We start from the raw sequence: 26201 nt of genomic DNA, 5'->3' as shown, positions 1-26201 counted from the left end.
GTCTTCCTAGCGGCGACCCGCGACGACGCCGACGAGCACGCCGACGAGTGCGCCGGCCACGGCGCCCACGGCCACGCCGAACGCGGTCGGGTAGTCCTCGCGGTACTGGTCGACGCGGCGGCCCACCTTGCGAGCCTCGCGCACGACGACGGGCTCGTCGCGAGTGTCGTCGATGGCGTCTCCGACGACGTTCTCGCCGTCGCGCACCGCGTCACGGCCGGCGTCAATCAGGTCGTTCGCATCCTTCTTCAGCTTCTCGGTCATCCTGGTTCTCCTTGTCGTATCGGGTGATCGGGTGGTGCGCGCGCGTCGCTAGGCGGCGATCGCCGAGCGCACCTTCTTCGTGGCGCGGTCTGTCTGCTTCGCAACGTTCTTGCGCGCGCTCTCGGCCTGCTTGCCGAGGGTCTTGCGCGCCTTGGCCGTCTGCTTCTGCAGCGCCTTCGTGGCGGCGCGCGCATCCTTCGCCCGCTGCTTGCGGAACTTCGCGCGGCGCTTCTTCGCCTGCGGATCCGTCCACAGGCGCTCGACCTGGTGGCGCAGCGTCTCGGGATGCTCGGCGAGCGTGGGGCGGTTCGCACGCGTTCCCAGAATGTACGCGGTGATCGCGGCTCCGCCGACGATGAGCACGTTCCTGTTCATGCTTCTCCTTCCCGCGCGCCGGTGGTCGGCCCGAACGCGCGTCTTCTAGTCAGACGCATCGCGCGCATCTCTCGTCACCAAAATCAGGGGACGCCCAGGAAGGAGCCAGGGGCGGCTCAGGAGCGGGTGACCGCCCCAGAGCTGTCGACGCGCAGGCGCTGGCCGCCCCGCATCACCCCGTCAACGCGCACGGCGCCGGCGACGTCGAGCGGTCGCACGGCCAGAGCCCCGTCCTCTGCCGGCTCCAGGCCGAGGACGGCCTGCAGCACGGCGACGGCAGACGCGGCCGACCAGGCCTGAGGCCGACAGGCCGCCGGGTACGGCACGGGGGAGGCCACCTGGTCGAGCCCGTCGCCGGAGTGCAGTTCGGGCATCCGGTAGGCGAAGCCTTCTGCGGCGCGCAGCAGCCCCGAGATGAGCTCCGCCGCCTCGGCGGAGTGGCCGTCGCGCGCCAGCCCGAGGACGGCGATCGCGGTGTCGTGGGTCCAGACTGCGCCGCCGTGGTAGCTGAGCGGCCAGAAGCCGCCCGAGTCGGTCGCCATCGTGCGCAGGCCGTAGCCTGAGCTCATGGCGGGGTCGGCGAGTCGGCGGGCGATCAGCGCCGACTGGTCGTCGTCGAGCAGGCCCGTTCCAAGGAGGTGGCCGATATTCGACGTGACCGTGTCGACGGGGCGCTTGCGTGCATCCAGCGCGATCGCCGGGTAGGGGCCGAGGGTGCCCGTGAGGGCGGGGTCGGTGATCCAGAACGTGTCGTGGAAGAGTCGCTTCAGCTCGGTGGCCCAGGCGCGCCAGGTGTCGCCGCCTGTGCGACCGAAGTGGTCGAGCAGGTCGGCACCGTGCGTTGCCGCCTCGTACGCGTAGGCCTGCACTTCGCACAGCGCGATGGGGCCGTCGGCGAGGCTGCCGTCGCGCCACTGCACGCTGTCGCCCGAGTCTTTCCAGCCCTGGTTCGCCAGGCCGTGGCCCGAGCGGTCGACGTATTCGAGCAGCCCGTCGCCGTCGGCGTCGCCGTGGTCGCGCATCCACTCGAGAGCGCTCTCGAGCGCGGGCAGCAGCGCCCGCACCTCGTCGTCGGGCATGCCCCAGCGCCAGGCGTCGTGCAGCAGGCACACCCACAGAGCGGTCGCGTCGACGGTGCCGTAGTACAGGGGCGGCAGCGAGGTCGCGTCGTCGACGACGAGGGTCTGGCGACGCAACTCGTGCATGATCTTGCCCGGCTCTTCGGCCGTGTCGTCGACCTGCTCGCTGCCCTGAAGGCCGGCCAGCACCCGCAGCGTGTCGGCGGCGAGCCCGGTGCCGAGGGGCAGCAGGAACCGGGCGGCCCACAGCGAGTCGCGCCCGAACAGGGTGAAGAACCAGGGAGCGCCGGCGGCCAGGAACTGCAGATCGGGCTGCGCGGTCGTCGACATGCGCAGCGCGTCGAGGTCGGTGAGTGACTGCGCGACCCAGCGGGCGAGCCGCGCGTCGCCCGCGGCGATGTCGGGGGTCGACCAGGGCGCCGGACCGTCGGCCCCGCGCACGGCCGCGATTCGGTCGACGGCGTCGAGCCGCCAGGACAGCGTGGTCTCGCCGTGCGCCGGCACGGTCACCTCGGCCGTCAGGGTAATGTCGCCGCCCTCGGCGCTGAGCGTGAAGTCAGCCGCCGTCAGTGTGACGTCCACGCTCTCGCCCGACCAGGTGGCCGCGCCCCCGTCGACGGTCGGCGTGGTGGACCCGTGTTCCGGGCGGCCCTGCTTGATCGACTCCATGAGGCTCGCGTCGACCGTGAGCGCGACGCGGAGCGTCGTCGTGATCTCGTGCGGTAGCCGCGACGTGAGTCGCAGCGTCTCGGTCACGCCGCTCGCGTCGACGGCGCGCGTGAGCGTGAGCCGCACGCCGGGGTCGGGCGTCGGGTCGTCGAGGTCGCGCAGCAGAAACTGGATGCTCGCCTCGCTCGCACTCGGAGCTCCTGTCGCGATGTGCTCGGGCACCAGACCCCCGACGGTGAGCTCGAGGCCGCGCACGATGCGCACGTCGGCGAGGTACACACCGTGGATCGGGGCGGCGCCCATGGCGCCGGAGGGGGCGGACCAGACCTGCGTGGGCGCGCGCAGGACGGTCAGGGCGTCGTGCAGCAGCGGTTGGCGGGGTGGGGTCACGGCGGGTGCGCTCCTCGGTGTGTGGGCCGATGGTGGGGCCGGTGCGGGGCCGAGGGCTTGACACCGGCGTCTGGTGTGGGACACACTACCGAATAATTAGAACGATCAAAATGATCGATCACATTCAGGTTCTCATCGCGAACACCCGATCGCTGATCCGATCCGAGCACTGGGCCAAAGGGGGCGCATGTGGGACGCATGCCGACCGTCGATGACGTCGCGCAGGCCGCGGGCGTCTCGCGCCAGACCGTCTCGAACGTGCTCAACAGCCCGGCGATCGTGCGCGAAACCACGCGCGAGCGCGTCGAGCGGGCGATCGCCGACCTCGGGTACCGGCCGCACGCATCGGCGCGCCGACTGCGCACTCGCCGCTCGTCGACCATCGGCATTCGTCTCGACCCGCTGCGCGACGGCATCTCGGGCGCCGTACTTGACCGCTTCGTCCACAAGCTCGCCGAGCAGGCCGACGCGCGAGACCTGCGGGTCATGATTTTCACCGCAGACGGCCCCGACGACGAGCTCGCCCACATTCGTCGCCTGCACGACGGCTCCGATGTCGACGCCTTCGTGCTCATCGGCACCGTGCACGGCGACGTTCGCCAGCAGTGGCTCATCGAACACCGCGTGCCGTTCGTCTCCTTCGGACGGCCATGGGGCGGCGACCTCGCCGACCCGCGGCACCGATGGGTCGACGTGGACGGGCGCGCGGGCGTTCGGGATGCGGTGAACCGGCTGCGAGCATCCGGAGCGGAGCGCGTTGCGTGGATCGGCTGGCCGAGCCCCTCGGGCACCGGAGACGAGCGACGCGCCGGCTGGGCCGAAGCGTGCGGGCTCGACGGGGCGACCCAGGCGGCGCTTTCACGCTCGACAGAGGACGGCGTCGAGCAGGGCGCGGCACTCGCCCGCGAGCTGTTGAGCGGCGCGACCGCGCCCGACGCCATCGTCTGCGCGAGCGACTCGCTCGCCCTCGGCGCGCTCATGGCGGCGACGGCCGCGGGCCGTCCCGACCTGCCCATCGTGGGCTTCGACAACACGCCGGTCGCCGGCGCGGTCGGCCTCTCGAGCGTCGACCAGCCGCTCGACGAGGTCGTGGCCGCCGCCCTCGAGCTGCTCTTCGGCGAGAGCGGCGGAGACGTACGGCCGAATCCAGACAGCAACGAGGAGCCGACGAATCGGCTCCTCGTGCCTCGACTCGTCGAACGCAGGTCTAACCACCTTGCGCTCGGCGGAACCACCGGCGCCTGAGGGCTCCGGCAATCACTCATCGAAAGGAATCACTGTGAAGGCATCACAATGGACCGTCCTCGGGTTGACCGGGGCGCTCGCCGTCACTCTAGCCGCGTGCGCGCCGAACGGCGAGGGCAACGGCGGTGAGAACGGCGGCAACGGCGCGAGCGGCGGCGACTCGCTGAGCGTGCTCATCGCGTCGTCGGGCCCCGCCGAGGCGGGCTACTACCAGGAGGCCGCTGCGCGATTCACGGAGGCGACCGGCACCGAGGTCGAGATCGTCGTCGCGAACGACCTCATCCAGCAGCTGGGCCAGGGCTTCGCCGGCAACAACCCGCCGGACCTCTTCTACTTGCCCTGGGACCAGTTCGAGACGTACGCCAGCCAGGGCTTCCTCGAGCCGTACGCGGGCGACCTCGCCAACGCGGGCGACTTCCTGCCCGCGCTCGTCGAACAGTTCAGCTACAACGACGAGTTCTACTGCGCGCCGAAGGACTTCTCGACCCTCGGACTGCAGATCAACACGGAGGCGTGGGAGGCCGCCGGCCTCACCGACGGCGACGTGCCGACGACGTGGGACGAGCTCGCCACGGTCGCTGAGGCGCTGACCGACGGCGACCAGGTTGGTCTGTCGATGGGTCGTGAGTACGCCCGAGTCGGCGTGTTTATGAACCAGGCCGGCGGCCAGCTGGTCGACGGCGACACCGTCACCGCCGACACCGCCGAGAACGCGGCCGGACTCGAATACCTGCAGGGCCTCATCGCTGACGGCTCGCTCGTGTTCCCGCCCGACCTCGAGGCCGGCTGGGGCGGCGAAGCGTTCGGTCTCGGCCGCGCCGCGATGGTCGTCGAGGGCCCGTGGATCAACGGCGCCATGGCGAACGACTTCCCCGACCGCGAGTTCATCTCGGTCGAACTGCCGGCAGGCCCCGGTGGCCCGTCGACCTACTCGTTCGCGACCTGCTGGGGTATGCCGATCGACAGCAACACCCGCGACTCGGCCACGGCCTTCGTCGAGTTCGTGACGACGCCCGAGGAGCAGCTGCTCGCCGCCGAGGCGTTCGGCGTCATCCCCTCGACCACGGCCGGTGCCGACACCTACGCAAGCCAGTTCCCCGAGAACGCGGCCTTCGTCGCCGGTGTCGACTACGCCGTCAGCCCCGTCGCCTTCGCAGGAGCGGCCGCCGCGGTGAGCGAGTTCAACACCGAGCTCGAGAACATCGCGAACGCCGACCCGTCGGCACTGTTGGCCGGTCTGCAGACCAACCTGCAGTCGGCTCTGGACAGCGCCCGAGGCTGATGTCCACCACCCGCGCCAGCGCGCGCCCTCGTCGCGGCGGAGGAATCCGCCGCGGCGAGGCCCGCGCGGGCTACCTCTTCGTCACCCCCGCGGTGGTCATTGCCGCGGTGTTCCTCCTGATCCCGATCGCGCTCGCGTTCTGGGTGAGCCTCAGCGACTGGAACGGTTTCCAGTCGCCCCTGAACCCGCGCGTGAACTTCGTCGGAGCCGACAACTACGCAGCCATCACCACCGAGGACGGCCTCGCCCAGCGCAACTTTGGCCGCGCCGTGCGCAACAACCTCTACTACGTGCTGCTCGTCGTGCCACTGCAGACCGCGCTGTCACTCTTCCTCGCCGTGCAGGTCAACCGGGCGGTTCTGCGTGGCCGCGGGTTCTTCCGCACCGCCTTCTACTTCCCGTCGGTGACCAGCTCGGTCGCGATCGTCATCGTCTTCCAGTTCCTGTTCCTCGGCACCGGCGCCGTGAACCAGGTGCTGCGCGCCTTCGGGGTGCAGGGCCCGAACTGGCTGAACGACTCCCGCGGCGTGCTGCACATCGTTTACGGCGCGTTCGGCGCCGACGCGGCGCCCTCCGCGCTCGCCGACGGCGGGATGCTCGGAATCAGCTGGTGGGAATGGCTCGCCGGCCCGTCGGTCGCCATGACCGTGCTCATCATCCTGGCGATCTTCACCACCTCCGGCACTTTCATGCTCTTGTTCCTCGCAGCGTTGCAGAACATCGGCTCAGAGATCGACGAGGCCGCCCTGATGGACGGTGCCAAGCCTCTGCGCAAGTTTTTCTCCATCACCCTGCCGATGTTGCGACCGACGCTGTTCACCGTGCTCACGCTCGGGCTGATCGGGTCGTGGCAGGTCTTCGACCAGATCTACGTGCTGGGTGGTGGGGCGAGCATCCTGACGCCCGCGTACCTGTCATACGAGACGTCGTTCAACGAATTCCGGTGGGGGCAGGGAGCGGCGATCGCGTTCATCCTGTTCGTCTTCATCATCGTGCTGACGCTCCTGCAACGGTGGATTCTCCGCGAGCGCTCACCGAAGAAGCGAGGCTTCGCGCAGCGGGCCGCCGCACGCAACCTCAGCGAGGGAGGAGTCCGATGAGCGCCCCCGCGCCCGAGGTGCCGAACGCACCGAAGCAGTCGCGCACCGTGTCGGCGAAGCCGCCGAAGCGCCGCAAGCGCATCGGCGCGAAGGCCCGCAGCAGCATGCTGCTCGGCTACCTGATCTTGATCGGCCTGGCGCTGATCTACATCTACCCGTTCCTGATTTCGATCTCGGGCTCGCTGAAGACGGATGCGGAGGCAACGCAGGATGCGCTCGGCCTGATTCCACAGACCATCACCTTCGCGGCCTACGAGCGCCTCTTCACGCGCGAGCCCTTCGCGCTGTGGGCGGGCAACTCGATGCTGGTCGCCGTGTGCGTGACGATCGGCCGCGTGCTGTTCGACTCGATGGCCGGATACGCGCTGTCGAGGCTGCGGTTCCGCGGACGCACGGTGATCTTCGCCGCGTTCATCGCCGTGCTGTCGGTGCCGGGCGTGGTGCTGCTGATCCCGCGCTTCCTGATCCTCAGCGAGCTGGGGCTGTACGACACGTACGGCGGCATGATCATCCCGCTGCTATCGACGGCCGCGGGCGTGTTCATCATGAAGCAGTTCTTCGACTCGATCCCCGAATCGATTGAGGAGGCCGCGAAGATCGACGGTGCTGGCACGTTCCGGCGCTTCTGGTCGGTCGTCTTGCCCATGGCGACGCCCGCGCTCGTGACGATCTTCATCCTGAGCTTCCAGGGCTCGTGGAACGAGCTCGGCCACTTCATCGTGGCGCGGCAGAGCCCCGAGCTGAACACGCTGACCGTCGGTGTCGCGCAACTCGTGTCGGGGCAGCTGGGTGCGGGCAACCAGTTCCCGCTGCAGTTGGCGGCGGCCGTGCTGATGAGCATCCCCGTCGTGGTGCTGTTCTTCATCTTCCAGCGCCGCATCATGAACACGACGGCGGGGGCCGAGAAGGGGTGACGCAGGATGCGGGGCCGCGCGCGTGGCGCGGCCCCGCCGCGATGCCTGCCTGCCCTCGCACAGCACGGTCGCGAAGGCAGGATGTCGCCTCAGCCCGGTGCGCCAATCGTTTGTCGGCGTTTCGCTCTTGCTGGTCGGCGTGTCGCGGGATGGACCGGGGTGACGCGACACACGCTGGGGCTCCTTCGAGCGGGGGTGCTTTGCCCTACCGGCTGAGGGTCTGGAAGCGCTTGATCGACAGCGGCACGAAGATCAGCAGCATGACGGCGATGCCGATGATGACGGTCGCTATCGGGTTCTGCGCGGTCCACGCGTCGCCGGGCGGCGTGCCGGGCGGCACGTTGCCGAACAGCTCGCGGGCAGACTGCACGAGCGCTGAGACGGGGTTCCACTCGGCGAAGACGCGCAGGGGCGTCGGCAGGTTCTCGCTGGGCACGAACGCGTTCGAGATGAACGTCAGCGGAAACAGCACGAGGAACGACACGTTGTTGATGATCTCGGGGCTGCGCACCGCGAGGCCGAGGAACGCCATGACCCACGAGAACGCGTAGGCGAACAACAAGAGCAGGGCGACGCCGGCGACGAACTCGAGCGGCGACGAGTTAACCCGCCAGCCGACGAGGAACCCGGTGCCCATCATGACGAGCATCGACAGACTGTTGATGACAAGGTCGCCGTTCGTGCGGCCGACCAGCACGGCGGCCCCGCTCATCGGCAGGGTGCGGAACCGGTCGATGATGCCGTCTTTCAGGTCTTGCGCCATCGCCGAGCCCGAGTAGGTCGAGCCGAACACCACCGTCTGCGCGAAGATGCCTGCCATGAGGAACGACTCGTAGCCGTCGCCCGGAATGTCGATCGCGGCACCGAACACGTAGGTGAACAGCAGCACGAACATGATCGGCTGGATGAGGCTGAACAGCAGGATCTCGGGCACCCGGATGATCTTCATCAGGTTGCGCCAGGTGGTCACCCACCCGTCGGAGAGGAACCGCGAAATGGCGCTGCCGGCAAGGGGTTGCAGGGTCGCGGACGTCATGCCGCGGTTCCTTCTGCCTCGTCGGCCTGCTCGGCCGTGTGTCCGGTGAGTTGGAGGAAGACGTCGTCCAGGGTGGGGCGGCGCATTCCGGCGTCGTGCAGGGCGATGCCCTGCTCGGCGGCGGCCCCGACGATCGCGCTCAGCGCGACGGGGCCGTTGTCGACGGGTACGACGAAGGTGCGACCGCCTCCGCCTTCGACGGGGTCTCCCGATCCGAAACGGGACATGATGTCGGTGAGGGCGCGAGCATCCGATTCGGTGACGAGCGTGACGGCGACGCGCTGACCGCCGACCGACGCCTTGAGCTCGTCGGCGGTGCCCTTGGCGATGACGCGGCCGTTGTCGATCACCGAGATGGCGTCGGCGAGGCGGTCGGCCTCTTCGAGGTACTGGGTGGTGAGCAGCACGGTCGTGCCGCCGCTGACGAGGGATTCGATGATGTCCCACAGAGCGAGGCGGCTGCGCGGGTCGAGGCCCGTGGTCGGCTCGTCGAGGAACAGCACGGGCGGGTTGATGACGAGGGCCCCGGCGAGGTCGATGCGCCGCCGCATGCCGCCCGAGAAGCCCTTCACCGGTCGGTTGGCGGCGTCGACCAGGTCGAAGAGCTCGATGAGCTCGGTCGCTCGCTGCCTGGCCACCTTCGACCCCAGGTGGTAGAGCTTGCCGACCATCATGAGGTTCTCGAAGCCGGTCAGGTTCTCGTCGACGGCCGCGTACTGCCCGCTCGCGCCGATCATGCGGCGCACGCGGTCGGGGTCGCGCATGACGTCGACGCCGTCGATCACGGCGGTTCCGCTGTCGGGTCGGATGAGGGTGGTGAGCACCTTGACGGTGGTGGTCTTGCCGGCGCCGTTCGGGCCGAGCAACGCGGTGACGGTTCCCTGCGCGACGTCGAGGTCAAGACCGTCGAGGGCGCGCACGACGGGGGCACCCTTCGGAGTGTAGGTCTTGACGAGGTCGCGGGCCTCGATGAATGCCATGAGCGCGACAGTACTCCTCAGGTACGACGCCGCGGTTATGCGTTCGCTGACAGCGGGCGGGCATCGGTGCGTACGCGGTGACGCACGGCTTGGCCAGGGAGATGCGCGTTGTGGTTGCCTCCCCGCGCATGAGACAGCCACAACACGCAACTCGCCGCGCGCACGACCGCGCCCACCCCGATGGGGGGGCGACGCGCGGGATGCTCGGGGCGCCGCCAGGCGCGCCGGGTAGCGTTACCGGCATGGCTGGCACCCAGGCCCCGGATGCTCGCGGCGGCGACCGCGCGCTCGACGCGACCCGCGATGCGGGCCTGCTCGCGCGCATCCGCGAGAGGGCGCCGCAGTACGACCGCGACAACGCATTCTTCACGGACGACCTCGCCGAGTTGCGCGCCCACGGCTACCTGAGGCCCCGCAGCCTGACCGCGGCGATGCGCGACCAGCGGCTGCTGGCCGCGCACGCTCCCGCGACGGCGCTCGGCCTGACTATGCACCTCGTCTGGATGGGCGTCGCCCGCGACCTCGCCGCCGCCGGCGACGACTCGCTCGCGTGGGTGCTCGATGACGCGGCCGCCGGCGAGGTGTTCGCCTTCGCGATCAGCGAGCGCGGCAACGACCGGGTAATGAGCGACTCGCTGACCCGGGCAGAGCGGGTCGACGCTGCGCACGGAGGGCCCGGCTGGGCCCTCACCGGCACGAAGATTTTCACCACCCTCTCGCCCGCGTGGACTCGCCTCGGCACCCTCGCCCGCCACGACCCCGACCCGGCGCGCGGCGAGAGCGGCGACCCGGTGATCGTGCACGGCTTCATCCTGCGCGACGACCCGCAGGGCGATGCGACCGCGACACCCCCCGGCGTCACCGTCACCCCCGACTGGGACACGCTCGGCATGCGCGCCACCCAGTCGCACACGACGCACCTCGATCAGGCGATCATCCGCGATGAGCGCGTGGCGCGCATCCTGCCCGCGGGGTCGCCCGGCGACCAGTACACGCTGGCGATCTTCGCCAACTTCTTGACCCTCATCGGCGCGGTCTATGCGGGCATCGCCGACCGCGCGCTCGAGCTCGCCGTCGAGTCGGCGCAGGCCCGCACGAGCATGAAGCTCGGCGGGGCGCCGTACGCGCACGACCCCGACATTCGCCGGCGCATCGCGGATGCGGCGATCGCCCTCGACGCGCTCGCCCCCCAACTCGAGGCGGTCACCGCCGACCGCGACGCCGGGGTCGATCGTGGGCTGCGGTGGTTCCGCGAGCTGACGGGGCTGAAGCAGCGCTGCGTGCAGACCGCGCGCGAGGTCGTCGATCAGTGCATGCACGCCGTCGGGGGAGCGGGCTACCGCAGCGTGGCCGAGCTGAGCCGCCTGCAACGCGACGTGCTCGCCGGCATCTACCACCCGAGCGACCCCGAGAGCGTGCAGGCAACCGTCGCCGCCGACCTGCTGGGTCCGCTGCCGTGACTCGGGTGCGCGAGCGCGACATCACGCTTATCGACGGGCGCACGCTTCACGTCTACGAATCCGGCAAGCGATCGTCGAGGTTCCCGATCATCTGGCACCACGGCACACCGAACACGGGGCCGCCGCCCGAGCCGCTGATGCGCGCGGCGAAGAAGGCGGGGCTTCGCTGGGTGGCGTTCGACCGCCCCGGCTACGGCGGGTCGAGCCGGCACGAGGGGCGCACGGTGGGGTCGATCGCCTCCGACGTCGAGCAGCTGGCCGACGCGCTCGGCCTTGAGCGCTTCGCCGTCTTCGGTCACTCGGGCGGCGGCCCCCACGCCCTCGCCTGCGCCGCGTCCATGCCGGGCCGGGTCGCGGCGGTCGCGATCAGTGGCGGGCTGGCACCGCTCGCCCTCGCCGACGGTGACGCCGGTCTCGACCGCGAGCGCTGGTTCGACGGCATGGGGCCGGTGGGCTCGGCTTCGTTGGGCGCAGCGCTCGACGGAGCCGACGCCAAGCGCGCCCACGAAGACGCCGCCGACGACGGCATCGACTTCACCGGCCGTGACTGGGCGGCGCTCGCCGGTGCGTGGGGCTGGCTCGGCACGGTCGCGGCGGCCGGCGTGGCCGGCGGGCTCGACGGGCTCATCGACGACGACCTCGCTTACGTAACGCCCTGGGGCGTCGATCTCTCGCGCATCACGGCCCCTACGCTGCTCGCCCACGGCGTGAACGACCGCGTCGTGCCCATCGCGCATGCGCGCTGGCTCGTCGACGCCCTGCCGAACGCGACACTGTGGGAGGTAGCTGGCGAGGGGCACATCTCGGCGCTCGCCGATGACGACCGCGGCGCCGCAGCGGCGGTGCGCTGGCTCGCCGACGCGGTCGAGGCCGACGACGCCTGAGTCTCTGCTGTTCGTGCCCTCGCCGCACGCTGGCAGTTCGGTGAGCGACGAGCCCGCACCCCCTACCCTCGGGGGCTATGGCCTCGCCGACGACCACCACCGCTGCCGCCCCGCCCTCAACGCCGACGCGCACCGACCCCGCGCTCACCCGCCATCGAGCGTGGCGCTACGTCGTACTCATCCTCGCCCTCGGGCAGCCGGTGTCGTCGCTGCTGTTCGACGTGCTCTCCGACGAGATGATGGAGTCCGGGGCGGAGTTCTCGCCGCTGATCCCGCCGGGGCCGTGGTTCGCGATCTGGGGCCTCATCATTGTGGCGAGCATCGCGTGGGCGATCGCGCTGGTGCGTCCGTCGACGATTCGGCCGGCCACGAGCATCCGCGACCGCCTCGCCGCCCCGCTGGCCGTCGTGTTCGCCGGTTTCGCGCTGTGGCTCGCGACCGCCGCGTTTGGTCAAGACAACCCGCTCGGCCTCGTCGTCTTCGTCGTCTACCTCGTGGCGTTCGTCGTCGCGTGGCGGCGAGTGGTCGCCGCCCGCGACGAGATCGCGAGCTGGAACGTCGTCGAGCGCGGCCTGCTGTACCTCACGATGGGCGTGTATTCCGGCTGGGTGTCGATGGCATTCTTCGTGCAGATCGGCACGGTCGTGCAGGGCGCGGGCGCCCCGTACGACACCGAGTGGGGCATCACCTGGCAGGCGCTGGTTCTCGCCGCGGCCGCTGGCCTCGCCGTGCTCTTCGCCGTGGTGTCGCGCGGCTCGATCGTCTACGCGCTCACGGTCACGTACGCACTGATTGGCGTGGGCATCAGCACGGCGGATGCTGGGCTCACCCTGCTCTGGATTCTCGCGATCGTCGCCGTCAGCGTTCTGTGGGCCTCGACGCTCATCATCCGCGTCGTCGATGCGCGCCGCCGAATGGGGCTCAGCCGAACGCGGTCGTGACGACGTTGCGCAGCTGATCGAAGTCGACCCCGACATCGGGGCGCCACGACCAGAAGCGATTCGACAGCAACACGACAGCGACGCCGGCGGCGGGCGAGACCCAGAACTGCGTCGACGTCCAGCCCTCGTGCCCGTACCAGCTGTGGTCGATGAGGCCCGGGCGCTTCGGCAGGGTGAACGCGAGGCCGAAGTCTTCGTGCACCTTGATGGGGTCGGGGTCGATGACGTAGAGCCCGCGCGTGCGCGGTCGGCGCATCGCCTCGATCGTGGCCGGCCGCACCACCGCGCCGTCGCCACGCAGTAGCGACTGACCGATCGCGAGCAGGTCGAGCACGGTCGCGACCGCCCCGGCTGCTGGGTGCTTCAGCGTCATCAGGCTTTCGTGGTCGTGCTGCACCACGTCAGCATCGTGCACGGGCCGGGCGCCCTCGTCGTCGAACGACAGCGTCGTCGCGCCGGCGTCGCGCGCGAGCCGCTCGATCTGCGCGGTGAAGGGCTCGTCGGTGACGGCCTCGACCATCGCGGCGATGCCGTCCCACGCGATGTTGTTGTAGCGGCGGGCGGTGCCGGGCACGAACTCGAGGCCCGCGCGCATCAGCGCCTCGCGCAACGACGACGGGTTGCCGAGCACGACGTCGCTGAGCCCGGAGGTGTGGCTGAGCAGCTGTCCGAGCGTGACCTGGGGCGTCGCCACGCCCGGCACGAGCGAGCCGAGCGTCTGGTCGACCGTCAGCAGCCCCCGCTCGACGGCGCGCATCGCGGCAAGCCCGCTGAGCGGCTTCGTCACCGAATACAGGCAGTACCGCGAATCGGGATGCGCGTCACCAGCCAAATCCGAGCCCGCCGCCGCAACGTCGACGACCCCGTCGGCGGTCGCGATGCCGATGACCGCGGTCGGAAGCTGGCCGGTGGAAACGCGGGCGCGCATCCATTCGATGGCGGGCGTGGCGAGGTCAGACACGGGAGCTCCTTCGAAGCCGGTGGATGTAGTTCCAGCCTAAATACCGGCGCGCTAGAAGAGAGTCGCGTCCTGAGGTGCGGGGGGCACGTCGTCCCGTGTCAGAAGCTCGAAGAGCCGATGATTGATGAAAATCCGGTGTTTCCCGAGCTTCACGCTGATGAGAACCTGCGCGTCCACCAAGATCTGTAGCCACTTCGTTGCCGTTGGGCGTGAGACATTGCATCGGGTCACGACATCCTGGATTCGACAGTAGGGCTGTTCGAATAGGACATCGAGAAGGTCCGCGTTCGCACCCGAAGACAGTGCGCCGCGCATCGTCTCTTGCGTAGCCGCCTGCAGCGTCCGGATTCCATCAATCTTGTGGATCGTGGACTCCGCCATTTCTCGGATGCCTCGCAGAAAGAAGACTACCCAGTCTTCCCATAGAGCCGAGGCCGTCACCTCCTTGAGGAGCCGGTAGTACTCGTCCTTTTCGCGAATGATGTACCGAGAGAGGTAAAGGATCGGCGAGGACAGCAGGCCTCGATCGATGAGTTGCAGAATGGCAATAACACGACCTGTGCGCCCGTTCCCATCGGCGAACGGGTGGATCGCCTCGAACTGATAGTGGCTAAGGGCAATGTTGACGAGCGGGTCAAGAACGCGCTCACTACTGGCGAACCTTTCCCAGTCACTGAGCTTGTCAAGAATTGTGAGCCGCCCGTCAGGCGGCGTGTACACCGCGGTCCGGGTGGATGGATTCCCGATGAAGGTTCCAGGCAGAGATCGAATCGCCATCTCCTTGCCCTGGATTATCGAGCAGACCTGCGTCACGGTGGCGATGGACAGGCCTCGGGCACGAACCAGATCAACGCCGCCGGTCAGCGCTTCCCGATAGCGCAACGTTTCCTTTGTCTCGGGCCGCGTGGCAAGGCCCTCGTGAGCTGCCGCCGCGAACAGCTCGTCCGCGGTCGTAACGATGTTCTCGATCTCCGAGCTGGCCTGCGCCTCGAGGAGAGGCAGGGCGTTGAGAAGGACAGCGGGGTTCGGGATCCGCTGGGCCGCCTGATTCAGGGCGGCAAGCGCGGCGCGGGCTTCAATCGTGCTCTTGAGAACCCGTTTCGTCTCGACATCCAGTGGCGGGGGGAGTGGAGCAAGGGCGTTGTACGGAACGTTTGGATCCCACGTCATGTGCAAAAACTACACGACGACCGAGGGGTCATGTAAAAAAAAGAGCAGATTCTTTACACGAAACGAGAACGTGTAAATCTCGTTGACGTACCTACTTCGCGGCGAGGTGCGGGTGGTGGGCTTCGACCACGTTCGGGTGCGCCCGCACGCGGCTCTTCAGCCAGTTGCGGCCGAACACGGCGTGGATGGGGTTCTTCGGGTCGAGCGTGACGCCGCGCGCCTCGGCGGCGAGCTCGGCGGGCAGCTCGATGTGGGGGATCTCGGCGTCGAGCGCCGGTCCGTGGAAGTAGGGGATCGAGATGCGCTCGTCGCCCTCGGCCGGCGAGATGACGCGGTGCAGGGTGGCCTTGAGGTAGCCGTCCGTGGCGACCTCGAGCAGCTCGCCGATGTTGACGACGAACGCGCCCTCGACGGGCGGGGCGTCAATCCACTCGCCATCCTTCTCAACCTGCAGGCCGCCCTTGCCCTCTTCGACGTAGAGGAGGGTGAGCACGCCGAGGTCTTTGTGCGCGCCGACGCCCTGCTCGGGGGTCGGGCCCGACTTGCCGGGGTAGCGCACGATCTTCATGTTGGGGCTGGGGCGCTCGCCGAAGGCGGCGTCGAAGTGGTCGGCCGGGGCGCCGAGAGCTTCCGCCCAGGCGCTGAGCAGGCGCGCGCCGATGCCGTTGAGCCGGTCGATCCAGGCGAGGGAGGCGGTCTTCAGCTCGGGCAGTGCGTCAGGCCAGAGGTTCGGGCCGTCGAGCACCCAGTAGTCCTCGACTCCCTCGCCCGCCGGAACCGCCTCGCGCTCGGCGCCGATGTCGATCTGCTCGCGCCAGTCTTGCTTGCCGAGGGTGAGCTCGCCGCCGACGCGGGTGTAGCCCCGGAAGTGCGGGCTGAGCGTGTTCTCGATCGCGAGCTTCTCGACCTCCGGCAGCGCGAAGAAGCGCTTCGACAGCTCGATCATCTCGGCGAACTGCGCGTCGGTGACGCCGTGGCCGACGAGGTAGAAGAAGCCCACCTCGTGGGTGGCGCGGCGCAGTTCGTCGCGGAAGCGCTGCTGGTCGGCGGCGTCGCCGTCGAGCAGCGACATGTCAACGATGGGGAGGCTGGCGGAGGTCATGAGTTCAATCCTTATGCATGAAGTTGGGGGTTGTCGACGCGGGCACAGCCGCGGGTGCGCAGAGCGCGCGAGAGAGAGCTAACGAGGAGGAAGCGTTAGCGACAACAACAACGACAGAGTCGGATGCTCATGATGCGATCACCGTATCCGTGCCGTTTTCGGGCCGGCCACGTTTGTTACGCCGTATGACGGGATGCCCGGGACGGCCCCGCCGCGGCGACCACCACAGCGCCGCGACGGGGCCTCGTGAACCGGGCACGAGCATCCCGGTGGTGTGATCAGCGGAGCGGCACCAGCCGCTGCAGCTGGGTGACGTGGTCGGGCGTGAGCTCCTCGAGCGAGGTCACCCCCAGCAGCTTCATGGTGCGGACGATCTCACCGCGCAGGATCTCGATGGCCCGGTCGACACCCGCTCGGCCACCGGCCATGAGCCCGTAGAGGTAGGCGCGACCGATCAACGTGAAGCGCGCCCCAAGCGCAACCGACGCGACGATGTCGGCGCCCGACATGATGCCCGTGTCGATGTGCACCTCGGTGTGGTGTCCGACCTGGCGGGCGACTTCGGGCAACAGGTGGAAGGGAATCGGGGCGCGGTCGAGCTGGCGGCCGCCGTGGTTCGACAGCGTGATGCCGTCAACGCCGAGATCGGTGAGCTTCTTCGCATCGTCGAGGGTCTGCACGCCCTTGACGACGAGCTTGCCGGGCCACTGCTCCTTGATCCAGGCGAGGTCGTCGTACGTGACGGTGGGGTCGAACATGAAGTCGAGCAGCTCGGCGACTGTCCCATCCCAGCTCGACAGGCTCGCGAAGTCGAGCGGCTCGGTCGTCAGGAAGTCCCACCACCACCAGGGGCGGGGGATCGCGTTGACGATCGTGCCGACCGTGAGGGCCGGCGGAATCGAGAAGCCGTTGCGCTTGTCGCGCAGCCGCGCGCCGGCGACGGGAACGTCGACCGTGACGAGCAGGGTGTCGAAGCCCGCGGCGGCCGCGCGGTCGACGAGCTGCATCGACTTCTCGCGGTCCTTCCACATGTAGAGCTGGAACCAGTTGCGGCCGTCGGGCGCCGCGTCGCGCACGCCTTCGATGCTCGTGGTGCCCATCGTCGACAGCGAGAACGGGATGCCCGCGGCGGCGGCGGCGGACGCCCCCGCGACCTCGCCCTCGGTCTGCATCATGCGGGTGAAGCCCGTCGGGGCGATGCCGAACGGCAGCTCGGCGCGCTTGCCGAGTACGTCCCACCCCGTGTCGACGGTGGAGACATCACGCAGGATCGCCGGGTTGAATTGGATGTCACGGAACGCCTCGCGCGCCCGCGCCAGTGACAGCTCGGCTTCGGCGGCACCCTCCGTGTAGTCGAAGGGGGCCTTCGGGGTGCGGCGCTGCGCGATCGCGCGCAGGTCGGCGATGGTGAGCGCAGCATCCAGTCGGCGCTTCTTGGCGTTCAGCGTCGGGGTTTTGAACTTCATGAGCGGCGCGAGCTCGCTCGGCCGGGGGAAGCGGCGCTTAACCATGGGTCGATCCTTCGGTGGGGTGAGTCGTGGCGGAATGGGTCGCGTCGTAGTGCGCGAGGAGGCGGTCGCGGGCGCCCTCGATGTGGGCGCGGGTGAGGGAAGCGGCGCGCTCGGCGTCACCGGCGGCAACCGCATCGAGGATGCTCTGGTGCTGGTCGACGACGTCGGCGAGCGCAAGCAGGCGGTGCGATTGCACCTGGCCCGTGCACAGTTCGATCTCGCCCATCAGCAGCGCGTGCAGGCGGGCGAGTCGGGGCGAGGGCTGTGCTTCGACGAGCGCGCGGTGGAAGGCGATGTCGGCGCGCGCCAGCGGCGCCGACGGGGCGGTGCGGGAGTCGAGCGCGTCGGTGAGGGTGCGCTGGGCGGCGAGGGCAGCAGCCGGAACCGGCGTCGTGCCGGCCGCGACAGCGCCGGCGAGCCCCGCGAGCGCTGCGACCTCGAGGGTCGCGCGGTTGGCGTAGAGGTCGACGATGTCGGCGCGGTCGAGTTCGGGCACCCGGGCCGACTTGTGGGCGGTGCGGCGCAGCAGGCCTTCGGCGACGAGGCGCTCTAGCGCCGCCTTCGCGGTGGGGCGGGCCACACCGAAACGGTCGGCAATTGCCTGCTCGGTGACGGGCGAGCCGGGGGCGTCGCGGCCATCGACGATGCTCTCGCGGAGCGCGTCATAGACCGCGTCGGGCAGCCGCGTCACGGCGAGGGCGTCGATGCTCATGGAGTGACGCTAGCAGATTGTTATACAAGTACACATTAGCGGTCGCAGGTGGCCCCGGATGCGCGTGGCAACGCCATATGCGCACGCATGAATACGTGCGCCTCAACACCATTACCCCTAGGCTCGCCCCATGGATGCCGTGACGCAGGTCCTCGGCGAGCGCGGCGTAGTGCTGGGCGTCGCCTCCCTCGTTCTGAAAGAGGGGATGACCGCCGAGCGCGCCGAAGACGTCGTGCGTGCGGGCGTCGCGGCCGGTGCAGTCGCGATCGACACCGCGCGGGCCTACGCAACCGTCGATGATGAAGCGGTCGGGGAGCGGTTGGCGAAGGTCGCCCGCGACGCACGACCGGGCCTTCCGATCATTACGAAGGCCGGGCACTTCCGCATCGCCACCTCTGCATGGGATGCCGACGGCAGCGCCGAACGGTTGCGTCACGACGCGGAAGTCAGTCGCGACGTCTTCGGCGCCCCGCCGTCGTTGCTGCTGCTGCATCGCGCCGACCGCGTGCGCGACATCGAGGAGTCGGTGCGTACCCTCGCCGAGCTGCGTGACGAGGGCGTCGTGGAGACGATCGGCCTGTCGAACGCCACGGTCGAGATGCTCGACCAGGTGAGGGGCGTCACCCACATCAATGCCGTCGAGAACCGGCTGGGCCTCGGCGTCGACGCGTTCACCGAGTATCGGTACTGCTTCGAGAACGGGATCGCCTTCCTCGCGTATGCGCCATTCGGAGGCCCGCAGGCTGCACCGCTCGCCACGCGCGTGCCGCGTGTCGCCGCTCTGTCAATGGCGCGCGGAGTGTCGGTGCACCGCCTGACGCTCGCCGCGATGATCGACGCGCTTCCCGGCTGCTGGCCCGTCGTTGGCCCCACCCGGGTTGAGAGCGCCGCCGATGCGGCGGCCGCCGGCCGCGACGAGGTCGACGATGAGCTGCGCAGCGCATTCGCTGAAGACATGCGCAGCCGCGATGTGCCGCTGCCCGGGCCCAGCGGGGTCGGGGCCGAGTAGCCGTCACGCAGTCGTGCTCGCTCGCACGACCAGCTCTGGCTGAAACACCACCGAGCGCCCCGGCGTCGCGTCGTTGAGCGCCTCGTCGAGCAAGATCTCGACGGCAGTGCTGCCAATGAGTCCGGCGGGCTGCCGGACGGAGGTGAGGGGCACGACAGCGCCGCTGGCGAACTCGATGTCGTCGTAGCCGACGAGGGCGATGTCGTCGGGAACGCGGATCGAGCCCAGCATGACGAGTGCCTGCAGGACGCCGATGGCCATGAGGTCGTTCGCGGCAAAAATGGCGTCGGGGCGCTGCGCTACCGGCCGGGCGGCAAGTTCATCTCCCAATCGGCGGCCCTCGATGATGCTCAGGGAGTCCCCGAGCAGAACCTCGATTTCCGCGTCGGGAACAGAAGACGCGGCCTCCTGCAGCCCGGTGAGGCGGTCGTGCACCTGCCGAATGTCGATCGGCCCGCCAACGAATGCGATCCTCCGGCGGCCAGTATCGAGCAAGTGGCGACCCGCCAACACTCCGCCTGCAACATCGTCAACCGCAACCGAGCTGAAACCTGCGCTTGCGGTGCTTCGGTCGACGAGAACGGCGGGAGTCCCTCGTTCACGCAGTCGAACCAGACGATCGTCCACGTCGCCGAAGGGGCTGATGAGCACCCCGGCCATTCGTTGCTCCTCGAAAAGGTCAAGGTATGCCGATTCGCGCTCGACCTTCTCGTCGCTGTTGCCGAGGATGATCGAATACCCCGCCTCGCGGGCCCGATCTTCCGCCCCGAGAGCGAGCGAACTGAAGAACGGATTTCTGACGTCCAGGACGATCAGTCCGAGCGCTCGTGACTTCCCTGCACGAAGTTGGCGCGCGGCGTCATTCCTGATGAATCCGAGCTCACTAATGGCATGTTGTACGCGGGCCACGGTCGCAGGCGCGACCTTCTCGGGTCGGTTGAGCACGTTTGACACCGTGCCCACCGACACCCGTGCGCGCCCCGCGACATCTTTGACGCTCACCGCGCGCGAGGTTGCCATGGCCTCAGTGTACGGGCCGGTGATCAAAATGTGATTCGTTTCACTTGCACTCCTCAGACGTACGTGCGTATTCTTTGGTCACGCATTAAATCGTTTCATCGAAAGCGAGATCGTCAATGACGACGCCCGAACGGGATCACCCGAGCATGCTCGAGCTGCGCAACGTGTCGAAGACATTTGGCTCGGTTGTAGCCCTCAGCGACGGCAATCTTGTACTCGAGTCGGGCTCCATTCACGCTCTCGTCGGCGAGAACGGGGCGGGCAAATCCACGCTCGTCAAGATCATCGCCGGCCTCTACCGTCGCGATCAGGGCGATTACCTCCTCCGTGGCGAATCCGTGGACTTCACCTCCACCGCGCAGGCGAAGAACGCGGGCATCGCCGTCATCTATCAGGAGCCGACGCTCTTTCCTGACCTTTCTGTCGCCGAGAACATCTACATGGGGCGACAGCCGACGAACCGATTCGGCCGTATTGATCGAAAGGCGATGCGTGCTGAGGCGCGCGCAATCTTTGAGCGCCTCGGGGTGCGGATCGATCCCGATCGTGTGACCGAGGGCCTCTCAATCGCTGACCAGCAGCTCATCGAAATCGCGAAGGCGATCTCGCTGGATGCGCGAGTGCTCATCATGGACGAGCCAACTGCCGCGCTCTCGGGCAACGAAGTTGCGCGTCTTTTCGCTGTTGCGCGAAGTCTTCGTGATGAGGGTCGCGCGATCATGTTTATCTCGCACCGCTTCGACGAAGTGTTCGAGTTGTGCGACACCATCACAGTCATGCGTGATGGCGCGTACATCGCCACGACCCCCGCTCACGAGACCACCATCGAAGAGATGGTCCGCATGATGGTTGGGCGCGACGTCGCGACGCTCTTCCCGAAGGTCGACGCATCAATCGGTGACGTCGTTCTGCACGTTGATGGCCTCAATCGCGCTGGAGTCTTCCACGACATTTCCTTCTCTGTGCGAGCAGGTGAAATCGTCGGACTTGCCGGGCTGGTGGGTGCGGGCCGGAGCGAAGTGGCTCGAGCTGTTTTCGGCGTCGACTCCTATGACAGCGGCAGCGTCACGCTCCTGGGTAGGGCTTTGCCGGCTGGCCGGCCCGCTGAAGCCGTGCGCAGAGGCCTGGCCTTTGTTCCGGAGGATCGTCGTAAACAGGGACTCGTGCTCGACTCTGGCGTAGCACGGAATCTCACGCTCGCCGTTCGGGACTCGCTTCGGCGTTTTGGCCTGATTCGCACTCGTGATGAGAACCGACTCACGGGAATCTGGGCGACTCGACTCGAGGTCAAGGCATCCGCGATGGACACCGTCGTGGGAACCCTCTCTGGTGGAAACCAGCAGAAGGTAGTGCTCGGCAAGTGGCTGTCGACGGAACCTAAAGTGCTGATCATCGACGAGCCAACGCGTGGCATCGATGTGGGAACGAAAGCCGAGGTGCATCGGCTTCTTTCTGACCTCGCGGGGCAAGGTCTCGCCGTCCTCATGATCTCGTCGGAGCTGCCCGAAGTACTGGGAATGGCAGACCGGGTGCTCGTAATGCGCGAGGGCCGGATTACCGCGGAAATCGATCGCGTAGATGCCACACCCGAGAACGTCATGTTCGCAGCTACACAGCAGAAGGAGGGCGCCCGATGACCGTGCCCACGACTGCCGCGGGAAGCGTTGCTGCTCGTCGCACTGTCATGTCGAAGGTCGGCGCCCGGTTGCTGTCACGGGAAGCGGGCGTCGCTGCAACACTCATTCTTGTCGTGGTCTTCACCACGCTCCAGAACCCTAATTTCGTTTTCTCTCCGGACGGATATCGCGACCTCCTCCTGACCCCGTCGATCCTCATGCTTGTTGCGGTTGGTCAGGCGTTTGTCATCATCACGAGAAACGTTGACCTTTCCGTTGGCTCAATCGTCGGTATTACCGCGTACCTCACCGGACGCCTCTTCATCGACATCCCGGGCATTCCAGTCCTCGCCGTATTCCTCGCTGGCGCGATTGTCGGTGGCGCGCTTGGCCTCATCAATGGCGCCCTTGTCGCCGTCGCCCGCGTGCCCGCCCTCGTCATCACCTTGGGAACGCTTTACATCTACCGTGGCCTGAACGTGGCGTGGGTCGGCAGCGACCGCATTAACGCCTCCGACTTGCCTCGTGAATTCCGCAGTCTCGGCACAGACCAGATTCTGTCGATACCCGTGCTCACGATTGTCGCCGTTCTCGTCCTCATCGCGGCAGCCTGGTACCTCCGAAACACTCGAGGTGGTCGGGAGTTCTACGCGATTGGTTCTGATCCCGACGCTGCAGACCTCTACGGACTGAAGGTGAATCGCCGAATCATTACGGCGTTTGTTATGTCCGGCGCGCTGTCCGGCCTTGCTGGGGTGATGTTCGCCGCACGCTACGGGACGGTGAGTTCCCAAGCGGGGACGGGCTGGGAGCTACAGGCGATCGGCGCCGCTGTCATTGGCGGCGTCGCAATCTCTGGCGGCGTCGGCACGGTCTGGGGCGCCGCGATTGGCGCGTTCCTCCTGCTCACTATCAACCGTGCGTTGCCCGTGATCGGCATTCAGGACTTCTGGCAACGTGCCGTCGTCGGAGCGCTGATCATCGGCGCCATCGTTCTCGATCGTGTGCTCGCCGTTCGGCAGGCCCGCAAGTTGCGCGAAATGAGGGATACCGACAATGACTGACCTCTTCACGGCTTCCGCTCCCGCCCGCGAAATGGTCGCGCACGCTCGACCCCCCTGGCGGCGCGCGGTGTTGACGCGGGAGGGCGCCGTCATCGGGATGCTCGCCCTCGTCATCGTCGTCGCTCTCACGACGGTGCCCAATTTCGACAGCCCGCTTACGGTCACGTTCTTGCTCCGGGATGTCGCGCCCATCCTGCTCATCGCTCTCCCCATGACGCTGATCATCATTACGGAGGAGATTGACCTCTCCGTCGCCAGTGTCGTTGCACTCTCCAGCGTGACGGTCGGGATTCTGACGCGAGACGGAGCACCTTTTGAGCTCGCCATGATCGCAGGGGTTCTCGTCGGAGCGATTGCCGGCGTGATCAACGGATTCCTCGTCACCGTCGTGGGGTTGCCCTCTCTCGCTGTGACTATTGGATCCCTCGCGATGTTCCGCGGAATTTCAGTTGGCTTGCTCGGCACGCAGGCGGTCACCGACTTCCCCGAGGAATGGACCTCGCTCGCGCGGGCCAACATTCCGGGCACACCCATCCCCATGATCATGATCGCCTTTGCCCTTCTCGCGATCATCTTCGGTGTGGTGCTGCACGCAACGCCTTTCGGCCGAAGCCTCTACGCGATCGGCTTGAACAAAGAAGCGGCGCACTTCTCGGGGATCAACGTCGGACGAACGAAATTCATCCTCTTCGTCGCGAGCGGCACGGTCTCTGGCTTCGCGGGCGTGTACTTCACCCTGCTGTACGGAAACGCCCGGGGCGAAAACGCCACGGGCATGGAGCTCGCCGTGATTGCCGCGGTGTTGCTGGGCGGCGTCTCCATCTTTGGCGGACGGGGTGCCCTGCACGGTGTGATCGCTGGAGTTCTGCTCATCGGCACTATCGGCAGCGCGCTCCGCCTTGCGGGTGTGACCGCCGACATCATCAACGTCATCACAGGAGTTGTTCTCGTCCTCTCCGTGGTGAGCGCAAGCTTCCTCGCCTGGTTCCATCGCACCCGCGCGACAGCCAGAGCGAGAGGAGGGAAACAGGACGGATGAGGCAGCGGTCACCCCGATCGCGCCAGTCCTGCAATCACGCACCACTCGACGGAAAGGAAACAACGATGTTTAGTCGACACACTGGTCGGCGCGGGCGTCTCTTCGGAGCCGCGGCGCTGACGATGGCTGCTGGCCTCGTGCTCGCTGGCTGTGCCGGAGGCGAGACGGAAACCCCCGGCGACAATGGCGCTGCCCCCGCCCCTGACAACGGAGGCGACAGCAACTTCTCCATTACATTCCTGCCCAAGAACCTCGGCAACCCCTACTTCGACACCTCCAACGCCGGTGGCGCAGAGGCCATCGCGGAGTTCGGCGGCAGCTTCCAGGAGGTTGGCCCGACCGAAGCCAGCCCCACGTCTCAGGTATCGTTCATCCAGACTGCCGCCCAGCAGGGCGTCGACGCGCTCGTCGTGTCGGCCAACGACCCCGCGGCGATCTGTGATGCGCTCGACGAGGCGCGTAGCGTCGACGTCAAGGTCGTCACCTTCGACTCTGACACGAACGCCGAGTGCCGCGACCTATTCATCAACCAGGCCGAGGCCGAGGGCATCGCCCGCGTCCAGGTTGAAATGATCGCTGACCAAATCGGTGGCGAGGGCCAGATCGCGATCTTGTCGGCCGCGGCCAACGCGACGAACCAGAACGCATGGATCGAGCTCATGCAGGAGGAGCTCGCCGCGAACTGGCCCGACATCGAACTTGTCGATGTCGTTTACGGTGACGACGATGACCAGACGTCGTTTGACCGCACCGCAGCCCTTCTGCAGACCTACCCTGAGCTGAAGGGCATCGTCTCGCCGACCACCGTGGGTATCGCTGCGGCTGCGCGTTACATCCAGACCTCGCAGTTCCAGGGTCAGGTGGCGGTTACCGGTCTCGGAACACCGAACCAGATGCGCGAGTACGTCGAAGACGGCACCGTTGGCGCGTTCGCGCTGTGGAACCCGGCTGACCTGGGCTACCTCGCCGCCTACGCCGCGAAGGCACTTGTCGAGGGCACCATCACGGGCGCTGAAGGCGACACCTTCGACGCTGGCCGACTCGGCAGTTACACCGTCGGCGCGAACGGCACGGTGCTGCTTGGCGACCCGTTCGTATTCAACGCTGACAACATCGCCGACTTCAACTTCTAGTCGGCAGTGGGGCCCGGGTTCACAGCCCGGGCCCCACACGCCACCCCAACGTTTTCTGCTGCCAGGAGCCATGACAATGACGACCTTTGCCGACATCGCCCCCGCCCTCGAGCGCCAGGCCATCGAGCTGCCCAGCTGGGCGTTCGGCAACTCCGGCACCCGCTTCCGCGTTTTCGGTACGCCTGGTACACCTCGAGACCCCTTCGAGAAGGTCGCTGACGCCGCCCAGGTGCACAAGCACACCGGCCTCGCACCCAGCGTCGCCCTGCACATTCCGTGGGACAGGGTCGACGACTACTCAGCCCTGCGCACCCACGCCGAGGAGCACGGCGTCGCGCTCGGCACGATCAACTCCAACACCTTCCAGGACGAGGAGTACAAGTTCGGTTCGCTCGCCGCGACCGACCCGAAGGCCCGCCAGCGGGCGATCGACCACCACTTCGACTGCATCGACGTCATGCACGCGACCGGCTCGCGCGACCTGAAGATCTGGCTGGCCGACGGCACGAACTATGCCGGGCAAGACGACATGCGTCGCCGCCAGGACAACCTGGCCGAGAGCCTCGCGACGATCTACGAGCGCATCGGCGCGAACCAGCGGCTCGTGCTCGAGTACAAGTTCTTCGAGCCCGCGTTCTACCACACGGACGTTCCCGACTGGGGAACCGCGTACGCCCAGGTGGCGGCCCTCGGCGACCGCGCCGTCGTCTGCCTCGACACGGGGCACCACGCGCCCGGAACCAACATCGAGTTCATCGTTATGCAGCTGCTGCGCCTCGGAAAGCTCGGCTCGTTCGACTTCAACTCGCGCAACTACGCCGACGACGACCTCATCGTTGGGGCGGCCGACCCGTTCCAGCTGTTCCGCATCATGGTCGAGGTCGTGCGCGGCGGTGGCTACGACGAGGGCACCGACGTGGCGTTCATGCTCGATCAGTGCCACAACATCGAAGAGAAGATTCCCGGGCAGATCCGCAGTGTGCTGAACGTGCAAGAGATGACCGCGCGCGCTCTGCTCATCGACCACGACGCGCTCGACGCGGCCCAGCGCGCCAACGACGTTCTCGGCGCGAACGGCATTCTCATGGACGCCTTTTACACGGATGTTCGGGCCGACCTGGCAGCGTGGCGCGAGTCACGGGGGCTGCCGGCCGACCCGATGGCCGCGTTCGCCGCGAGCGGCTATCGCGAGCGCATCGTCTCCGAGCGCGTCGGGGGAACCCAGGCCGGCTGGGGCGCCTGAGT

Annotated in this window: 24 protein-coding genes; 13 read left to right on the top strand and 11 right to left on the bottom strand. The window is 67.8% G+C overall.

Going from position 1 to position 26201, the window contains the following annotated elements; all coding sequences use genetic code 11:
- Nucleotides 1-6 precede the first annotated feature (6 nt).
- The 3 genes from EV140_RS07805 to EV140_RS07795 all read right to left on the bottom strand — a co-directional run bounded on the left by EV140_RS07805 (nt 7) and on the right by EV140_RS07795 (nt 2777).
- Complete coding sequence (locus EV140_RS07805; protein ID WP_130282715.1) at nt 7-264, bottom strand: hypothetical protein; 258 nt, start codon at nt 262-264, stop codon at nt 7-9.
- Between the two features lie 48 nt (nt 265-312).
- Nucleotides 313-639, bottom strand: coding sequence for a hypothetical protein (locus EV140_RS07800; RefSeq protein ID WP_130282713.1), 327 nt, complete (start codon nt 637-639; stop codon nt 313-315).
- Nucleotides 640-755: 116 nt separating this feature from the next.
- Nucleotides 756-2777 carry a glycogen debranching N-terminal domain-containing protein gene (locus EV140_RS07795; RefSeq protein ID WP_198674386.1) on the bottom strand — a complete coding sequence of 674 codons (2022 nt, stop codon included), beginning with the start codon at nt 2775-2777 and terminating at the stop codon, nt 756-758.
- 189 nt (nt 2778-2966) lie between these two features.
- Between EV140_RS07795 and EV140_RS07790 the strand changes: the two genes are divergently transcribed.
- The 4 genes from EV140_RS07790 to EV140_RS07775 are packed head-to-tail and all read left to right on the top strand — an operon-like array spanning nt 2967 to nt 7318.
- Nucleotides 2967-4022 (top strand): LacI family DNA-binding transcriptional regulator, encoded by a 1056-nt coding sequence (locus EV140_RS07790; protein ID WP_130282711.1) that lies wholly within the window; start codon nt 2967-2969, stop codon nt 4020-4022.
- Between the two features lie 34 nt (nt 4023-4056).
- Complete coding sequence (locus tag EV140_RS07785) at nt 4057-5304, top strand: sugar ABC transporter substrate-binding protein (protein WP_241971365.1); 1248 nt, start codon at nt 4057-4059, stop codon at nt 5302-5304.
- Entirely contained in the window at nt 5304-6404 is a 1101-nt protein-coding gene (locus EV140_RS07780; protein ID WP_130282709.1) for a carbohydrate ABC transporter permease, read from the top strand. Before EV140_RS07785 ends, EV140_RS07780 begins: the two co-directional genes overlap by 1 nt.
- On the top strand, nt 6401-7318 hold the full coding sequence (locus tag EV140_RS07775) for a carbohydrate ABC transporter permease (RefSeq protein ID WP_130282707.1): 918 nt from the start codon (nt 6401-6403) through the stop codon (nt 7316-7318). Before EV140_RS07780 ends, EV140_RS07775 begins: the two co-directional genes overlap by 4 nt.
- A 205-nt stretch (nt 7319-7523) precedes the next feature.
- Here the strand turns inward: EV140_RS07775 and EV140_RS07770 are convergent, their stop codons facing one another.
- Entirely contained in the window at nt 7524-8354 is an 831-nt protein-coding gene (locus EV140_RS07770; RefSeq protein ID WP_130282705.1) for an ABC transporter permease, read from the bottom strand.
- Nucleotides 8351-9334, bottom strand: a complete 984-nt coding sequence (locus tag EV140_RS07765; protein ID WP_130282703.1) for an ATP-binding cassette domain-containing protein — start codon at nt 9332-9334, stop codon at nt 8351-8353. Before EV140_RS07765 ends, EV140_RS07770 begins: the two co-directional genes overlap by 4 nt.
- A gap of 242 nt (nt 9335-9576) precedes the next feature.
- Here EV140_RS07765 and EV140_RS07760 point away from each other — a divergent pair, with 242 nt between their 5' ends.
- The 3 genes from EV140_RS07760 to EV140_RS07750 all read left to right on the top strand — a co-directional run bounded on the left by EV140_RS07760 (nt 9577) and on the right by EV140_RS07750 (nt 12619).
- Nucleotides 9577-10794, top strand: coding sequence for an acyl-CoA dehydrogenase family protein (locus EV140_RS07760; protein WP_130282701.1), 1218 nt, complete (start codon nt 9577-9579; stop codon nt 10792-10794).
- Nucleotides 10791-11678, top strand: coding sequence for an alpha/beta fold hydrolase (locus tag EV140_RS07755; RefSeq protein WP_241971364.1), 888 nt, complete (start codon nt 10791-10793; stop codon nt 11676-11678). The genes EV140_RS07760 and EV140_RS07755 overlap by 4 nt, the downstream gene beginning before the upstream one ends.
- A gap of 77 nt (nt 11679-11755) precedes the next feature.
- Nucleotides 11756-12619 (top strand): hypothetical protein, encoded by an 864-nt coding sequence (locus tag EV140_RS07750; RefSeq protein WP_130282699.1) that lies wholly within the window; start codon nt 11756-11758, stop codon nt 12617-12619.
- On the opposite strand, the gene EV140_RS07745 is transcribed toward EV140_RS07750, so the two are convergent.
- From EV140_RS07745 to EV140_RS07725, 5 genes are all read right to left on the bottom strand, one after another.
- A complete protein-coding gene (locus EV140_RS07745) occupies nt 12600-13580 on the bottom strand; it encodes a serine hydrolase domain-containing protein (protein WP_130282697.1) in 981 nt (326 codons plus the stop codon). The genes EV140_RS07750 and EV140_RS07745 overlap by 20 nt on opposite strands.
- A 51-nt stretch (nt 13581-13631) precedes the next feature.
- Nucleotides 13632-14750, bottom strand: a complete 1119-nt coding sequence (locus EV140_RS07740; protein WP_130282695.1) for a Fic family protein — start codon at nt 14748-14750, stop codon at nt 13632-13634.
- Between the two features lie 91 nt (nt 14751-14841).
- Nucleotides 14842-15852 (bottom strand): isopenicillin N synthase family dioxygenase, encoded by a 1011-nt coding sequence (locus tag EV140_RS07735; protein WP_130282693.1) that lies wholly within the window; start codon nt 15850-15852, stop codon nt 14842-14844.
- Between the two features lie 278 nt (nt 15853-16130).
- A complete protein-coding gene (locus EV140_RS07730) occupies nt 16131-17363 on the bottom strand; it encodes an alpha-hydroxy acid oxidase (protein WP_130282691.1) in 1233 nt (410 codons plus the stop codon).
- Nucleotides 17356-18075: a GntR family transcriptional regulator gene (locus EV140_RS07725; protein WP_130282689.1), complete on the bottom strand. Its 720-nt coding sequence runs from the start codon at nt 18073-18075 to the stop codon at nt 17356-17358. The genes EV140_RS07730 and EV140_RS07725 overlap by 8 nt, the downstream gene beginning before the upstream one ends.
- A 130-nt stretch (nt 18076-18205) precedes the next feature.
- Here EV140_RS07725 and EV140_RS07720 point away from each other — a divergent pair, with 130 nt between their 5' ends.
- Nucleotides 18206-19084 (top strand): aldo/keto reductase, encoded by an 879-nt coding sequence (locus EV140_RS07720; protein WP_130282687.1) that lies wholly within the window; start codon nt 18206-18208, stop codon nt 19082-19084.
- A 3-nt stretch (nt 19085-19087) separates the two neighbouring features.
- Here EV140_RS07720 and EV140_RS07715 read toward each other — a convergent pair whose 3' ends face one another.
- The gene (locus tag EV140_RS07715) at nt 19088-20104 is read right to left on the bottom strand and encodes a LacI family DNA-binding transcriptional regulator (protein WP_130282685.1); all 1017 of its coding nucleotides are present in this window, start codon (nt 20102-20104) and stop codon (nt 19088-19090) included.
- A 116-nt stretch (nt 20105-20220) separates the two neighbouring features.
- Between EV140_RS07715 and EV140_RS07710 the strand changes: the two genes are divergently transcribed.
- From EV140_RS07710 to rhaI, 5 genes are all read left to right on the top strand, one after another.
- A complete protein-coding gene (locus EV140_RS07710) occupies nt 20221-21741 on the top strand; it encodes a sugar ABC transporter ATP-binding protein (RefSeq protein ID WP_130282683.1) in 1521 nt (506 codons plus the stop codon).
- A complete protein-coding gene (locus EV140_RS07705) occupies nt 21738-22784 on the top strand; it encodes an ABC transporter permease (RefSeq protein WP_130282681.1) in 1047 nt (348 codons plus the stop codon). The genes EV140_RS07710 and EV140_RS07705 overlap by 4 nt, the downstream gene beginning before the upstream one ends.
- The gene (locus EV140_RS07700; protein WP_130282679.1) at nt 22777-23823 is read left to right on the top strand and encodes an ABC transporter permease; all 1047 of its coding nucleotides are present in this window, start codon (nt 22777-22779) and stop codon (nt 23821-23823) included. The genes EV140_RS07705 and EV140_RS07700 overlap by 8 nt, the downstream gene beginning before the upstream one ends.
- Before the next feature lie 65 nt (nt 23824-23888).
- Entirely contained in the window at nt 23889-24956 is a 1068-nt protein-coding gene (gene rhaS / locus EV140_RS07695) for a rhamnose ABC transporter substrate-binding protein (RefSeq protein WP_130282677.1), read from the top strand.
- Nucleotides 24957-25032: 76 nt separating this feature from the next.
- Nucleotides 25033-26199, top strand: a complete 1167-nt coding sequence (gene rhaI, locus EV140_RS07690) for an L-rhamnose isomerase (protein WP_130282675.1) — start codon at nt 25033-25035, stop codon at nt 26197-26199.
- The last annotated feature ends 2 nt before the right edge of the window (nt 26200-26201 follow it).

This window comes from Microcella alkaliphila (genome assembly GCF_004216855.1).
Classification (GTDB): Bacteria; Actinomycetota; Actinomycetes; order Actinomycetales; family Microbacteriaceae; genus Microcella; species Microcella alkaliphila.
Note: the sequence above shows the minus strand (reverse complement) of the source record. Positions and strands in the feature narration are given on the sequence as shown.

Excerpts from the sequence above, each read along its gene's own strand:
- EV140_RS07805 (WP_130282715.1), bottom strand. The coding sequence starts at position 264 with ATGACCGAGAAGCTGAAGAAGGATGCGAACGACCTGATTGACGCCGGC.
- EV140_RS07800 (WP_130282713.1), bottom strand. The coding sequence starts at position 639 with ATGAACAGGAACGTGCTCATCGTCGGCGGAGCCGCGATCACCGCGTAC.
- EV140_RS07780 (WP_130282709.1), top strand. The coding sequence starts at position 5,304 with ATGTCCACCACCCGCGCCAGCGCGCGCCCTCGTCGCGGCGGAGGAATC.
- EV140_RS07775 (WP_130282707.1), top strand. The coding sequence starts at position 6,401 with ATGAGCGCCCCCGCGCCCGAGGTGCCGAACGCACCGAAGCAGTCGCGC.
- EV140_RS07770 (WP_130282705.1), bottom strand. The coding sequence starts at position 8,354 with ATGACGTCCGCGACCCTGCAACCCCTTGCCGGCAGCGCCATTTCGCGG.
- EV140_RS07765 (WP_130282703.1), bottom strand. The coding sequence starts at position 9,334 with ATGGCATTCATCGAGGCCCGCGACCTCGTCAAGACCTACACTCCGAAG.
- EV140_RS07760 (WP_130282701.1), top strand. The coding sequence starts at position 9,577 with ATGGCTGGCACCCAGGCCCCGGATGCTCGCGGCGGCGACCGCGCGCTC.
- EV140_RS07750 (WP_130282699.1), top strand. The coding sequence starts at position 11,756 with ATGGCCTCGCCGACGACCACCACCGCTGCCGCCCCGCCCTCAACGCCG.
- EV140_RS07740 (WP_130282695.1), bottom strand. The coding sequence starts at position 14,750 with ATGACGTGGGATCCAAACGTTCCGTACAACGCCCTTGCTCCACTCCCC.
- EV140_RS07735 (WP_130282693.1), bottom strand. The coding sequence starts at position 15,852 with ATGACCTCCGCCAGCCTCCCCATCGTTGACATGTCGCTGCTCGACGGC.
- EV140_RS07730 (WP_130282691.1), bottom strand. The coding sequence starts at position 17,363 with ATGGTTAAGCGCCGCTTCCCCCGGCCGAGCGAGCTCGCGCCGCTCATG.
- EV140_RS07725 (WP_130282689.1), bottom strand. The coding sequence starts at position 18,075 with ATGAGCATCGACGCCCTCGCCGTGACGCGGCTGCCCGACGCGGTCTAT.
- EV140_RS07720 (WP_130282687.1), top strand. The coding sequence starts at position 18,206 with ATGGATGCCGTGACGCAGGTCCTCGGCGAGCGCGGCGTAGTGCTGGGC.
- EV140_RS07715 (WP_130282685.1), bottom strand. The coding sequence starts at position 20,104 with ATGGCAACCTCGCGCGCGGTGAGCGTCAAAGATGTCGCGGGGCGCGCA.
- EV140_RS07710 (WP_130282683.1), top strand. The coding sequence starts at position 20,221 with ATGACGACGCCCGAACGGGATCACCCGAGCATGCTCGAGCTGCGCAAC.
- EV140_RS07705 (WP_130282681.1), top strand. The coding sequence starts at position 21,738 with ATGACCGTGCCCACGACTGCCGCGGGAAGCGTTGCTGCTCGTCGCACT.
- EV140_RS07700 (WP_130282679.1), top strand. The coding sequence starts at position 22,777 with ATGACTGACCTCTTCACGGCTTCCGCTCCCGCCCGCGAAATGGTCGCG.
- rhaS (WP_130282677.1), top strand. The coding sequence starts at position 23,889 with ATGTTTAGTCGACACACTGGTCGGCGCGGGCGTCTCTTCGGAGCCGCG.
- rhaI (WP_130282675.1), top strand. The coding sequence starts at position 25,033 with ATGACGACCTTTGCCGACATCGCCCCCGCCCTCGAGCGCCAGGCCATC.